At 65.0% G+C, this 13,273-nt stretch carries 11 protein-coding genes and 1 pseudogene; 3 read left to right on the top strand and 9 right to left on the bottom strand.

What is annotated here, in order from left to right; translation table 11 throughout:
• Positions 1–12 precede the first annotated feature (12 nt).
• A pseudogene (locus G6N82_RS00280) lies at positions 13–1,054 on the bottom strand (2-oxoacid:ferredoxin oxidoreductase subunit beta).
• Positions 1,051–2,919: a 2-oxoacid:acceptor oxidoreductase subunit alpha gene (locus G6N82_RS00275; RefSeq protein ID WP_165192642.1), complete on the bottom strand. Its 1,869-nt coding sequence runs from the start codon at positions 2,917–2,919 to the stop codon at positions 1,051–1,053. The pseudogene G6N82_RS00280 and the gene G6N82_RS00275 overlap by 4 nt, the downstream one beginning before the upstream one ends.
• Before the next feature lie 166 nt (positions 2,920–3,085).
• On the opposite strand from G6N82_RS00275, the gene G6N82_RS00270 reads away from it, so the two are divergent.
• Both G6N82_RS00270 and G6N82_RS00265 read left to right on the top strand, forming a co-directional pair.
• Entirely contained in the window at positions 3,086–4,045 is a 960-nt protein-coding gene (locus tag G6N82_RS00270) for an alpha/beta hydrolase (RefSeq protein WP_241255143.1), read from the top strand.
• Positions 4,042–4,515, top strand: coding sequence for an RNA pyrophosphohydrolase (locus G6N82_RS00265; RefSeq protein WP_165192638.1), 474 nt, complete (start codon positions 4,042–4,044; stop codon positions 4,513–4,515). Before G6N82_RS00270 ends, G6N82_RS00265 begins: the two co-directional genes overlap by 4 nt.
• 4 nt (positions 4,516–4,519) lie before the next feature.
• Here the strand turns inward: G6N82_RS00265 and G6N82_RS00260 are convergent, their stop codons facing one another.
• The 5 genes from G6N82_RS00260 to G6N82_RS00240 form a co-directional block, all read right to left on the bottom strand.
• Positions 4,520–5,011: a tetratricopeptide repeat protein gene (locus G6N82_RS00260; protein ID WP_241255142.1), complete on the bottom strand. Its 492-nt coding sequence runs from the start codon at positions 5,009–5,011 to the stop codon at positions 4,520–4,522.
• A 59-nt stretch (positions 5,012–5,070) separates the two neighbouring features.
• Positions 5,071–6,252 (bottom strand): RsmB/NOP family class I SAM-dependent RNA methyltransferase, encoded by a 1,182-nt coding sequence (locus G6N82_RS00255; protein WP_165192634.1) that lies wholly within the window; start codon positions 6,250–6,252, stop codon positions 5,071–5,073.
• Between the two features lie 3 nt (positions 6,253–6,255).
• A complete protein-coding gene (gene guaB / locus G6N82_RS00250) occupies positions 6,256–7,710 on the bottom strand; it encodes an IMP dehydrogenase (RefSeq protein WP_165192632.1) in 1,455 nt (484 codons plus the stop codon).
• 123 nt (positions 7,711–7,833) lie between these two features.
• Complete coding sequence (locus G6N82_RS00245; protein ID WP_165192630.1) at positions 7,834–9,333, bottom strand: M28 family peptidase; 1,500 nt, start codon at positions 9,331–9,333, stop codon at positions 7,834–7,836.
• Positions 9,330–10,085, bottom strand: coding sequence for a 3-hydroxybutyrate dehydrogenase (locus G6N82_RS00240; protein WP_165192628.1), 756 nt, complete (start codon positions 10,083–10,085; stop codon positions 9,330–9,332). Before G6N82_RS00240 ends, G6N82_RS00245 begins: the two co-directional genes overlap by 4 nt.
• A gap of 104 nt (positions 10,086–10,189) precedes the next feature.
• Here G6N82_RS00240 and G6N82_RS00235 point away from each other — a divergent pair, with 104 nt between their 5' ends.
• Positions 10,190–11,053, top strand: a complete 864-nt coding sequence (locus tag G6N82_RS00235; protein WP_165192626.1) for a neutral zinc metallopeptidase — start codon at positions 10,190–10,192, stop codon at positions 11,051–11,053.
• Between the two features lie 75 nt (positions 11,054–11,128).
• Here G6N82_RS00235 and G6N82_RS00230 read toward each other — a convergent pair whose 3' ends face one another.
• Positions 11,129–12,763: a M56 family metallopeptidase gene (locus tag G6N82_RS00230; RefSeq protein ID WP_165192624.1), complete on the bottom strand. Its 1,635-nt coding sequence runs from the start codon at positions 12,761–12,763 to the stop codon at positions 11,129–11,131.
• Positions 12,760–13,149, bottom strand: coding sequence for a BlaI/MecI/CopY family transcriptional regulator (locus G6N82_RS00225; protein ID WP_165192622.1), 390 nt, complete (start codon positions 13,147–13,149; stop codon positions 12,760–12,762). Before G6N82_RS00225 ends, G6N82_RS00230 begins: the two co-directional genes overlap by 4 nt.
• Between the last annotated feature and the right edge of the window lie 124 nt (positions 13,150–13,273).

The following is a 13,273-nucleotide window of genomic DNA, read 5'->3' as shown; positions in this document are numbered from 1 at the left end:
ATGAAGGTTGGATCAAATGGGATCCTGTGCCGTCCCGCTCACCGTCCAGGTCTGCCCCGTGCCGAGCAGCTTGGCGAGGTTCGCCTGCTTGCCTGCGGTTGCCCGTTCGCGTTCGCCCGCCACCGCGCTTTCGAAGGTCGGGCGCGGATCGTCATAGAGCACGCCCAGCGCCATCGGGAACGGGCCGAACGGCATTTCGATCAGCATATGGGCGACGCTACGGTTGGTGGCATCGTGCACCAGCACGCCTGCCGCTTCCCAATCGCCGTCCGCTACATCGACCACCTTGAGGCACAGGTTCTCGCGATCGAAGCGCGATCCCCTGCGTGCCGCCCGCAAACAGCATCGGCTGGCCATGCTCCAGCCACAGCTGGCGATCCTCCGCCCCCTTGGGCGCGGCGAAATCGTTGAACACGTCCTTGTTGTAGACGATGCAGTTCTGGAAGATCTCGATGAAGGCCGCCCCCTGGTGGGCGTGCGCAGCCTTAAGCACATCGGGCAGGTTCTTCGACACGTCGAAACCGCGCCCGATAAAGCGCGCGCCTGCACCCAGCGCGAAGGCGCAAGGGTTGGCCGGGCGATCGACCGAACCGATCGGGGTGGACGGGCTGCGCGTCCCCTCGCGGCTGGTGGGCGATGCCTGCCCCTTGGTGAGGCCGTAAATCTCGTTGTTGAACAGCATGATCTGCATGTTCACATTGCGGCGCAGCACATGCAGCATGTGATTACCGCCGATCGACAGACCGTCACCGTCGCCGGTTACCAGCCACACATCGAGATCGGGATTGGCCAGCTTCACCCCCGTCGCCACCGCCGGCGCGCGGCCGTGGATGGTGTGGAAGCCGTAAGTCTCCATGTAATAGGGGAAGCGGCTGGAGCAGCCGATTCCGCTGATGAAGCAGGTGTTCGAAGGGTTCGCGCCAAGCTGCGGCAGGGTGCGCTGCACCGCCTTCAGGATCGCGTAGTCCCCGCAACCCGGGCACCAGCGCACTTCCTGGTCGGTTTCCCAATCCTTGAGCGTGGTTTCCACCGTGACTTTGGTCATCTCGTTCATGCCAAGGCCTCCTCGATCGCGGCTTCAAGCTCGTGGATGTAAAACGGCTGCCCGCTGGTCTTGTTGAGCGGCTGGGCATCGACCAGGTACTGGTCGCGCAGCACAGTCTTGAACTGGCCGGTGTTCATTTCAGGCACCAGCACCTTGTCATAGCTCTTGAGCAATTCGCCCAGATTGCCCGGCAGCGGCCAGATGTGGCGCACATGGATATGGCTGACGTCCATCCCCTTGCTGCGCGCCACGCGCACCGCCCGGTGGATCGGGCCATAGGTGCTGCCCCAGCCCACCACGGCCAGCTTGCCGCCCGGTTCGCCCAGGCAAACCTCCTGGTCGGGCACGGTAACGCCCAGCACCTTGTTCTGCCTCGCATCGGTCATCGCCTGGTGGTTCTCGGGCGAATAGTCGATGTGGCCGGTGTTCTGCGCCTTCTCGATCCCGCCGATCCGGTGCATCAGGCCCGGCGTACCCGGCTTGATCCACGGCCGCGCGCCCTTGGCATCGCGCTTGTAGGGCAGCAACCGATCGCCGTCGTTCTTTTCTGTGAGGAATTTCGCAGGGAACGGGGTGTAGCTGGCCGGATCGGGCACTTTCCACGGCTCTGCGGCATTGGCGATGTAGCCATCGGTCAGCAGCATCACCGGGGTCATGTATTCCACTGCGATGCGGCACGCCTCGATCGCGCATTCGAAAGCGTCTTCGGGGCTGCGTGCGGCGATTACCGGCAGCGGCGCATCGCCATTGCGGCCATAGATCGCCTGGTAAAGGTCGCTCTGCTCGGTTTTGGTCGGCAGGCCGGTTGACGGCCCGCCGCGCTGCGAATTGACGATCACCAGCGGCAGTTCGGTCATGATGGCAAGGCCCATCGCCTCGGTCTTCAGTGCAATACCGGGGCCTGACGAGCTGGTTACGCCCAGCGACCCGGCATAGCTGGCGCCGATCGCAGCGCAGATCGCGGCGATCTCGTCTTCCGCCTGGAAGGTGGTGACGTTGTATTCCTTCAGCCGGGCGAGGTGATGCAGGATCGCCGACGCGGGCGTGATCGGATAGCCGCCGAAGAACATCGGCAGGCCCGCCAGCTGTGCGCCAGCGACAAGGCCGAGCGACACCGCTTCAGCCCCGGTGATGGTGCGGTAAAGCCCCGGCTCGGTCGGCGTGGGCGGCATATGCAGCTGCTTGAGCGGGCCGGACAGTTCCGCCGTCTCGCCATAGGCATGGCCGGCATCGAGCGCGGCGATATTGGCCCCGGCCAGTTCCGGCTTCTTGGCAAATTTTGCGTTCAGCCAGGCATGGATCGGCTCACGCGGGCGGTCAAACATCCACAGCGCCAGCCCCAGCGTCCACATGTTCTTGCAACGCAGCGCATCCTTGTTGCCAAGGCCGAATTCCTTGACCGCTTCGATCGTCAGCGCGCTGATATCGAAAGCGAGGACATCGTATTTCGCCAGGCTGCCGTCTTCGAGCGGGTTCTGCTCGTACTTGGCTTTCTCTAGGTTGCGCTTGGTGAACTCACCCGTGTCAGCGATGATCAGTCCGCCGGGCTTGAGCGAGGACAGGTTCACCTTCAGCGCCGCCGGGTTCATCGCCACCAGCACATCGGGCGCATCGCCCGCGGTGTTGATCTCGCGGCTGCCGAAATTGATCTGGAACGCAGACACCCCGAACAGCGTGCCTTGCGGCGCGCGGATTTCCGCCGGGAAATCGGGGAAAGTGGCCAGGTCATTGCCGGCGAGCGCGGTGGACAGGGTGAACTGCCCCCCGGTCAGCTGCATCCCGTCGCCGCTGTCGCCCGCAAAGCGGACCACCACGGCATCGGGTTGTTCCTGGAGTACCGCCGCGGGCGGCGTATCAGCGGCCTGGGTCGCCATGTGCATTCCTTGTCGCGCGCGCCGATTCATCGGCACAATTCCGTTGCTGGAGGCCACCTATTGCGCGCCCCCCTCTCCCGCAATGAAGTTTTTCTCCTATGCCTGCAAATGTCGAGTGGAAAAGCGGTTGGGGCCTGTCTAACCTGTCGAAAAGAACAGCAGGAGAATGCCCCGGATGGTCGCCGAAACACCCTATATCCGCGCCGATGTAAAAGCCTTCCTCGATGCGCTTGCAGCCATGGGCGGGCCCAAGATCGCCGACATGACGCTGGAGCAGGCGCGGGCGGGCTATGTCGCGTTGCACGGCATGGCCGATGCCCCGCCGCGCGAACTGGCAGTGATCCGCGACCTTGCCTGCCCCGGTCCGGGCGGCGAGATCCCGCTGCGGCTCTACGATGCACGCGAAACGCGCGATCCCGGCCCGGTGATCATGTTCTACCACGGCGGCGGCTTCGTGATTGGCGATCTTGCAACGCACCACAGCCTCTGCACCGAAATCGCATTCCAGATGGATTTGCCCGTGGTCGCCGTCGATTACCGCCGCGCGCCCGAGCACCCCTTCCCCGCCGCGATCGAGGATTGCGAAGCGGCCAGCCGCTGGGTCGCAGCTTCGCCCGCAGCGCTGGGGCGCAGCGCGACCGGACTGATCCCGATGGGCGACAGCGCGGGCGGGAACGCCACCATTGTCGTCGCCCAGCTGCTCGCCGCGCAGCCTGCCGCAGTGCCGGTTGTGCTGCAGGTGCCGATTTTTCCGCTGGCGAGCGATGCCAGGGGATCGCGCAGCATGGATGACTTTGCGGAAGGCTTCATCCTGACGAAAGGCGCGGTCGAGTTCTTCGATGCGGCCTATGCCCCCGATCGGGCGGACCCGCGCGGGTTCCCTATCCTGGGCGATCATTCGCTTGCACCGCCAACGGTGCTGGTCACGGCCAGCCTCGATCCGATCCGCGATTCGGGCCGCGATTACGGCGCGGCGCTCAGCGCGGCCGGGATCGAGCACGTGTTCCTGGAGATCAAGGGCGGCACCCACAGCTTCACCAATCTGCGCCAAGCTGTGCCCGGCTACCAGCAGGACCTCGAACGCGTATTCGCCGCGATGAAGCTGATGTTGGGGGCGCAACGATGAACGGGCTTGGTTACCGGCCCTGCGCCGGCTTCATGCTCGCCAACCGGCAGGGGCTGGTATTCGTCGGCCAGCGGATCGACTCGCAACATCTCGGCGCCTGGCAAATGCCGCAAGGCGGGATCGATCCGGGCGAAGATGTGGCCGAAGCGGCGCTGCGCGAACTGCATGAGGAAACCGGCATCGGCGCGCATCTGGTCGATATCATTTCGCGCACCCGCGAGCCGCTGCGCTATGACCTTCCGGACGATTTGATCGGCAAGCTATGGGACGGCAAATATCGCGGGCAGGAACAGCACTGGTTCCTGGGCCGGTTCACCGGCAGCGACGAGGACGTCAATCTCGAGGCGCATGACCCGCCCGAATTCCATAGCTGGCAATGGGTCGAGCCCGAGCAATTGCCCGATCTGATCGTGCCGTTCAAACGCGATGTGTACCGCGCGGTGGTGCGCGAATTTATCGCGCTTATTTAGAGGTTTAGTTGGCGGCGGCTTTGTCGGCTTCGCTGGACGCCATGCGCGGCTGCGTGCCGAGCCGGATTGTTGCCGCCAGCTCGACCGTTTCGGGGCAGCTTGCGCCGCACATGCTTTCCAGCTGGGCGAGGTTCTTCTTGGCCTTTTCCACTGCGCCCTTTTCCACCAGCGCCTCGCCCTCGCCCGAAATTGCGGCGAGATTGCCCGGATCGCGCGCCAAGGCTTCGCGGTAATAGCGGATCGCCTTGCCCTGCAATTGCTGGGCGCGCGCGGCCTGGGCCAGATCAAGGAACACCGGGGTATGGCCCGGGTCGATCGCCAGCGCAGCCTCGAACGAATCGATCGCAGCCTGCGCGTTACCCTCGGCCAACTGGGCGCGGCCTTGTTCCACCATGGCGGCAGCACGCGGATCGGGCACCCGGTCACCGGCAATGCCAACGCTCGCAGTGACAGCGAGGGCTAGAGACAAGGCGGCGGCAGCAGGCGCAAAACGCATGATCAGCTCCTTTAGGGCAACGGGCCTCAAGACTGAAGTTTCAGCCATAATCGATATGGCTAACATGCTGAACCCAGCATGGCGACAAAAAAGCCGTCCGTGCCGTCATGATACGGTGTCAGGCGAATTCCTTCACCATGTTGGCGGCCCAAAGGCAGCGCCTGTTCCAGCGCATGCCAGCCTGCGTGGCGGGCCAGGAACGCATCTGCGCGGTCTTTCCCCTCTTCATCGAGCAGCGAGCAAGTGACGAAGCCGATCCGCCCGCCCGGCCGCACCAGCGCAGCGGCAATGTCGAGCAGCCCGTCCTGTACGGCGGCAAAGCGCTGCAAACGCTCGGGAGTGAGCCGCCATTTAGCCTCGGGCTTGCGGCGCCAGGTGCCGGTGCCCGAACAGGGCGCATCGACCAGCACCAGGTCGGCCTGCCCGCGCAATTCGGCCAAAGCGTCAAGCTCCCGGCCGGGATCGAGCAGCATGGTCTCGATCACGCCGGCCCCGGCCCGTTCGGCGCGCGGCGCCAGCTTGGACAACCGGTTCCGGTCGATATCGCAGGCAATGAGGCGGCCCTGATTCTCCATCGCCGCCGCGAGCGCGAGTGTCTTGCCCCCTGCCCCGGCGCACAGATCGATAACGGTTTCGCCGGGCTTCGCGCCAAGTGCTCCGCAAATGATCTGGCTGCCGTGATCCTGCACTTCGATCAGGCCTTGCGAGTACTCCTGCCATTGTTCCACCAGCGTCCCGCTCTCGAAGCGCAGCCCTTGCGGCGCAGCGAGCGATTCGCCCTGCTCCGGCAGTTCGATCGTCGCGCGATCGGCCTTCAGCGTATTGACCCGGATATCGAGCGGCGCCCGGTCCAGCAAAGCAAGCATCTCGCTGTCGCTCAGGCCCGCCGCGCCCAGCCTTTCGACAAGCCACTCGGGCGCGACACCGGCAGTCCCAACCGGCTCGCCATCCCGGATCGTTGCTGGTCCATATTGCGAGCCATCGAAACAAGCCTCCAGCGCGGGATCGGCTTTCGCAAGCAGGAGCATCGCCGCTCGCCCGCTTTCCGGCACCGGTCCGCATGCCCGGATCGCGGAATAGACCAGTTCGCGAACCGCGCGCCGGTCCTTCGATCCGGCATAGCGATTGCTGCGCGCCCAGTCGGCGATCAGCCGGTCAGCCGGGGCACCTTCGCGCTTGGCGGCATCGATAATCGCATCGAGCAGCTCGATCGCGGCTTGCACCCGCGCAGCGGGGGTCATGAGCTAGCGCGTCGGATAATTCGGCGCCTCGCGGGTGATGGCGACATCGTGGACATGGCTTTCCGACAGGCCTGCATTGGTGATGCGTACGAATTGCGCGCGCTGCTGCAGGTCCTCGATCGTGGCCGAACCGGTATAGCCCATCGCCGCCTTGATCCCGCCCACCAATTGGTGGACTACATCCGCTGCCGGGCCCTTGAACGGCACCTGGCCTTCGATCCCCTCTGGCACCAGCTTCATCGCCGAAACGTCTGCCTGGAAATAGCGGTCGGCACTGCCGCGCGCCATCGCGCCGACGCTGCCCATGCCGCGGTAGGCCTTGTAGCTGCGGCCCTGGTAAAGGAAGGTTTCGCCGGGGCTTTCCGTGGTTCCCGCCAGCATCGAACCGATCATGATGGTGGAGGCGCCCGCTGCCAGCGCTTTCGCCGCATCGCCGCTGGTGCGCAGGCCGCCATCGGCGATCACCGGCACGCCCGACTTCGCCGCCTCGGCGGCGCTTTCCATGATCGCGGTCAGCTGCGGCACGCCGACCCCGGCGACGACCCGCGTGGTGCAGATCGAGCCCGGCCCGATGCCGACCTTTACCGCGTCTGCCCCGGCATCGATCAGCGCACGGGTCGCTTCGGCGGTGGCGACATTGCCCGCGATAACCTGTACCGAGTTCGACAGCTTCTTCGCCCGCTCGACCGCGCGCGCCACATCCTTGTTATGGCCATGCGCGGTGTCGATCACCACCACGTCGACTTCGGCATCGACCAGCGCTTCGGTGCGGGCAAAGCCCTTGTCACCCACAGTCGTTGCCGCCGCGACGCGCAGGCGGCCGGCAGCGTCCTTGGTCGCGCTGGGATAGGTCACCGCCTTTTCGATGTCCTTGACAGTGATCAGGCCGATGCAGCGATAGGCATCGTCCACCACCAGCAGCTTTTCGATCCGGCGCTGGTGAAGCAGGCGGCGCGCCTCTTCCTGGCCGGTGCCCAGCGGCACGACCGCCAGGTTTTCTGTCGTCATCAACTCGCGCACGGGCTGCATCGGGTTTTCAGCAAAGCGTACATCGCGATTGGTCAGGATGCCCGCCAGCTTGCCATCGCGATCGGTCACCGGGATTCCGCTGATGCGGTGCTGCGTCATCAGCGCCTGCGCCTCCCCCAGCGTCGCATCCGGATTGATCGTGATCGGATTGACCACCATGCCGCTTTCAAAGCGCTTGACCTGGCGCACGGCTGCACACTGCTCGTCAATTTCGAGGTTGCGGTGGAGCACGCCGATCCCGCCCAGCTGCGCCATGGTGATCGCCATGTCTGCTTCTGTCACGGTGTCCATCGCGGCAGAGAGCACCGGGATATTCAGCGCGATCTCGCGCGTCAGCCGGGTGGCGGTGTTGGCCATCGAGGGCAGGACGTCGCTTTCGGCCGGACGCAGCAGCACGTCGTCGAAGGTAAGGCCGAGGGGGATATCCATAGTCGCCACTTTCGTTCTGGCCCGGCCGCAACTGCGCCGGGGGATTCGTGGCGGCCCATGTAACCGCAGTTTCCCGCAGCCGCTAGAGGGGGCAGCGTGCTTTTTCGCGCTGCGAATCCAGCCTCAAGGATAAACCTTCGGGTCGGCGAGCCGACGGATCAGCAGCTCATGCAACAGCAGGTCGTCAACGGATCCGCCCAGCTCGATCTCGCCCGGTTCGTCCGACGCCTGGTGATAGTCGCCTTCAAGGAAAGCCTCGAACCGCGCCGCATCGCCGAAAGCGTTGGACAGCAGGATCGCCGGAACATCGCGCTGCAGCAGTGCCCAGCCGTCCTGCCGCTGGAGGAAGGGTTCGGTCAGCTCGCTGGGTGCGACTTCGCGCTTGGCGTCAGCGATCGCCTGCAACACAAAGGGATCGAGCGGGGTCATCCCCTGCCCGATGAAGCCCACCGGGCTGCCGCGCGGACCGATCGCAACGGTATCGAAATTGAACGCCGCGACGAAGCTTTCGAGCGGGATAGGCGGTTCCTCGGCAAAGGCGCGCGCGCCCAGCAGTCCCCATTCCTCCGCCGTCGTGCCCAGCACATAGACATCGCGCACCAGCGGCTTGCCGCGTTTCAACCGCTTGGCCAGCTCCATCATCAGCGCGATCCCGCTGGCGTTGTCGACTGCGCCATTGCACAGCCGGTCTGCCGCATCCTCGGGCCCGCAAGTGCCGAAATGGTCCCAATGCGCCAGCAGCAGGATCGCCCCGGCACTGCTGTCTGTCCCCGGCAAGCGCGCAATGAAATTGTGCGAGGGCACTTCGCGGCGGTTCGACCGGGCATCGATATTGATCCGCTGATCAAGGACGCGCGGCGTAAATCCTTCACCCGCCTGCCCCTCAACCGCCTCTTCAAGCAGCGCCAGCCAGGCCTTTTCGCCCAGGGCCGCGCTCATCGCTTCATCGGTAACGAACAGGTCCAGCCCGTCTGGCCCATCCTCTTCCAGCACCAGCCGTTCGCGCGACCGCGAATCACGCAATTCCGCGATCGTCGCCGCATCGCCCACGACAGTCAGCACAGCGGCAGGCTCCGCCCGCCTCAACTGGGCGCGGCGGCCGGGGCTGATACCCGGCTCACTGAGCATGACCACCACGCGCCCGCGGATCATGTCGTCTGGCACCCGCTCGCCCTCGAACCCGACAAACAGCAGTTCGCCGCCTTCAAGCAGCCCGCGGCGGCGATCGGTAAAGGCAGCGGCCTGCGCCGGATCGAGCTTGACCTTGCGGCGCCCCTTCACGAACTCGATCTCGCTGCTGCCACCGGTCACGCTGGCCAGTTTGACCGGAGCGAACCAGGGATGCGCGGGATCGTTGGTTCCGGAAACCAGCCCTGCCCGCTCCATCTCGCCGCGCATGTAATCCAGCGTCTTGCGTTCGCCATCGGTGCCCGGACGACGACCGGCGAATTCCTCGCTCGCGAGGACATCGATATGGCTGGCCATGGCCCGCTCAAGCGCCTGGAAATCGCGCTCCTTGATGCGGATGCCGGTGGTGGTGGTGCTGGCGCAAGCGGCCAGCGCAAAGGCAAGGGCCAGCGCGCAGAGCCGCTTTGCTGCCCCGAGTGCCCCCTGCCCGTTCATTCGGCGGTCCAGCCCCCGTCGATGCTCCAGTTCGCGCCGGTAACATTGCCCGCTTCCTCGCGGCACAGGAATACCGCCAACGCGCCCACCTCGTCGGGCTGGACGAACTTCTTGGTCGGCTGCTTCGCCAGCAGGACATCGTTGATCACCTGCTCGCGAGTCAGGCCGCGCGCTTTCATCGTGTCGGGGATCTGCCCCTCGATCAGCGGAGTCCAGACATAGCCCGGGCTGATGCAATTGGCGGTGACGCCGGTTTGCGCCAGTTCCAGCGCGATCGTCTTGGTGAAGCCGTCAATCCCGTGCTTGCTGGCGTTATAGGCGCTTTTGAAGGGAGAGGCGGTCTTCGAATGGGCGCTGGCAGTATTGATGATCCGCCCCCACCCCTTCGCCTTCATGCCCGGCACCGCCAGGCGCGTGGTGTGGAATGCCGCGGTCAGGTTCAGCCCGATGATCGCGTTCCATTTGTCGATCGGGAAATCCTCGACCGGGGAGACATGCTGCATCCCGGCATTGTTGACGAGGATATCGATATCGCCCGCTTCTGCCATCATCGCTTCGATTTCGGCGACATCGAGCAGATTGGCGGCGGAATGCACCGCGCCCAGCTCCTCGCATAATGCGGCAATGGCTTCTGCATCGCCAAAGCCGTTGAGGATCACTTCTGCCCCTTCAGCCCTCAACGCACGGACAATCGCCAGGCCAATCCCCGAGGTGGATCCGGTTACCAGCGCACGTTTTCCCTTGAGGAACATCGCATTTTCCCTGTTGCGTAGACGATCGACCAGCAGCTTTTGCCGTGACCTGCGTGACTGTCCAGCGTTAACATGGCTGCACGCGACACGGGAGGAGCGATTCGATGAAGCTGCGCAAATACGATACCGACAATATCCGGGTCCGTTCCGGCGGCGGTGGACGCGGCTTTCCCGGCGGGCGCGGCGGCGGGATTGGGATCGGCACGCTGATCCTGGCGGCGATCGCCTATTTCGTATTTGGTGCAGACCCGATGCAGACCATCGGCACGATCCAGGGCGCGCAGCAGGGTGGCGCGGCCCCGGCCGACCAGTCCGGCGCAAGCGAAGACCAGGTCTGCTCGCAAGGCCCCTATGCGATGGAGGCCTGCAACGCGCTGCAATCGCTCAACGAAACCTGGGCGCCCGAATTCCAGCGCGCCGGGCTGGCGTTCAAGGATCCGGTCCTCACGCTCTATAGCGGCGCAGTGAACACCCAGGGCTGCGGAAGCGCGAGTTCGGCCGCCGGCCCGTTTTACTGCCCGGCCGACCAGGGCATTTACATCGACACGAGCTTTTACGACCAGCTGGCGCAGATGGCGGGCGAACGCGGCGATTTTGCGCGGCTCTATGTCATCGCGCATGAATACGGCCACCACATCCAGAACCTGACCGGGCTGGCGGACCAGGTGCGCAGCGCGCAGCAGCAGAACCCGCGCTCAGCCAACGACCTGCAAGTGCGGATGGAACTGCAGGCGGATTGCTATGCCGGGGTATGGGCAGGCAAGAACCGCAGGCTGATCGAGCCCGGCGATCTTGAAGAGGGGATGCGCGCGGCCAGCTCGATCGGCGACGACACCCTGCAGCGCAAGGCCGGCCAGCGGATCAACCCAGAAGGCTTTACCCACGGCACCAGCCAGCAGCGCATGGACGCGCTGCGTTCAGGCCTCGAAAGCGGCAATGACGCGGTGTGTGACCGGTATTTCCGATAATCGGGCACGCGCTAAAAAGGCTGGCAAACCGCCTGAGCTCCGGTCGCCAGCCTTATGAGTATCTGAGGTTCAAGCTTACTTGGCGTCGTTCTTCCAGTTGCGGATTTCCTCGTCGAGCGAGCGCAGCACTTCGGCGCGGATTTCGTCCGACATGCTGCCATCCTTGGCGATGGCCTCACGAGCGGCCTTGAGCCCGGCCAATGCGCTGGTCATCACATCGCTCTTGCAGAGCACAACCTTGCGCGGACCTTTTGCGCCCTTGTCCTCGCTGACTTCAAGCGCACCATCGCAGTCGAAATCAAGCTGGACCATTTCGCCCCGGGCCGACTCCATGTCCTTGAAGGCGAGCCGGATTTCGCGGCGCGCCTGCGCCATTTCACGGTCGGCTTCCCTGCGTGCAAGGCGCATTTCCCGATCGGCTTCGCGGCGAGCTACATCCGCTTCGCGGCGCGATTCCTCCATCGCCGCGCGGATTTCGCGTTCCATTTCCGCCTTTTCTTCAGCGGATAGTTGCCCCTGCTTGTCGCCAATCCACACGACGCGGGTCTCGTGCTTTTCGCCCGGTCCAGGCTCTCCCTCGCGCGTCTTGCGCAGCACGACGGTGCGAATCTTGCCGTCATCGGACGTGTTCACCTGAACATCTTCCCCCCAGGCGAAGTCTGCATCGGGCGCAGCTGGTGCCGCCGGCGCTTCGGGCGCGGCAGGTGCCGGCGGAGCCCCCGGGGCTGCTGGCGGTGCTGGCGGTGCTGGCGGAGCGGGCACCTCTGGCGGTGCATCGGCATAGCTGATGGTGGCCGTAAGCGGCAGGGCGACCAGCGCGCCTGCCATAAGGCCACGGCCCAACCACTGTTGACGACGGGAGGGATTGTTCATTGTTATGCTCCTCAAACGATGGATTATCGATTTTTCGCCCAGCACCGGGCAGGCCATCGGGGCGGCGAGCGCCACACTGGGGCCGGCAGCGAAACTGGCGATGACACGGGCGTAAGTGGCGCGAACTTCAGGCGATGCCGCCGCGACGACGCGGGCGTCGCAGGCCGCCTCCTGGTCGCGCCGCAACGCCATCCAGCCAAGGTGGCCGAGCGGGTTGAACCAGTGCAGCGCGAACAGCGGTTGCACTGCCATGTTGATCAGCAAGTCGTGCCCGCGATGGTGGGCCAGCTCATGCGCCAGCGCGAGGTCACGCGCCTCGCGATCCCACGCCGCCAGGAAGCCCACGGGCAAGGCGACAACCTTGTCGATCACACCGAAGGCAAGGGGCGCGCTGGTCGCCGGGGTTTCGACCAGGCGCACCCTGCCCGCGCGGCCAACTTCGCGCGATCCGGCCAGCATGGCCATGCGCATCTGGCGATAGGCGCGGAACCGCTGGACCAGGAAAACCGCCGCACCCAGCAGCCAAAGGGCGATCGCAATATCGAACAGCAAGGCCGAGATCAGCGGCTCTGCCGCGTCGCTCATCGGTGCAGCGGCAGCTGGCTCCACCAGCACCACCATCATGTCAGCGCCAGCTTCGGGCAGCGGGGCGGCTTTTTCCGGTGCCATCCACGATGGCAGTTGCAGCGGCGGCAGCGCCAGTCGCAGCAATGGCAGGGCCCACAGCGCATAGGCCGCCTGGGGGCCGAACCAGCGCGCCACCGGGCGGCGAAGAACCAGGACCAGCGCGATCAGCGCGGCAGTCCAGATCAGCGTATCGAGCAACCAGTCCGTCATTGCCGCAGCTCCTTCAAGAGGGCCTCGATTTCGGCAAGATCGTCATCGGTCAGCGCTTCCTGCTCGGCCAGATGGGCGACCAGCGAAGCAGCCTTGCCGCCGAACAGGCGATCGACCAGCCGGCGGCTCTCACCGCCGACATAGTCGGCCCGCTCGATCAGCGGGCTATAGAGGAACCGGCGCCCGTCAGGCGTGGCGGCGATGGCCTGCTTCTGGACCAGCCGGCCCAGCAGTGTCTTGACTGTGGCCAGGCTCCAGCCACGTTCGCGGCATACCTTTTCGCAAACATCGGCGGCGCTTTGCGGGCTTTTGGCCCACAAGGCCTCCATCACGGCATGCTCAGCCTCGCTGATGCGTTCTGACCTCGCTTCGTCGCTATCTGCCACAAGTCCCTCCAAGCGATGCCCGGCCAAAGCCCGGCATGTTATTGATTACACCTGTAGTCATTTCGACTACGTCTGTAAACCTGAAGCGCGGATGAATGGTTGTTCATACCCCTTGCTTCTCTGC

This window comes from Altererythrobacter sp. BO-6, assembly GCF_011047315.1.
Classification (GTDB): domain Bacteria; phylum Pseudomonadota; class Alphaproteobacteria; order Sphingomonadales; family Sphingomonadaceae; genus Erythrobacter.
Note: the sequence above shows the minus strand (reverse complement) of the source record. Positions and strands in the feature narration are given on the sequence as shown.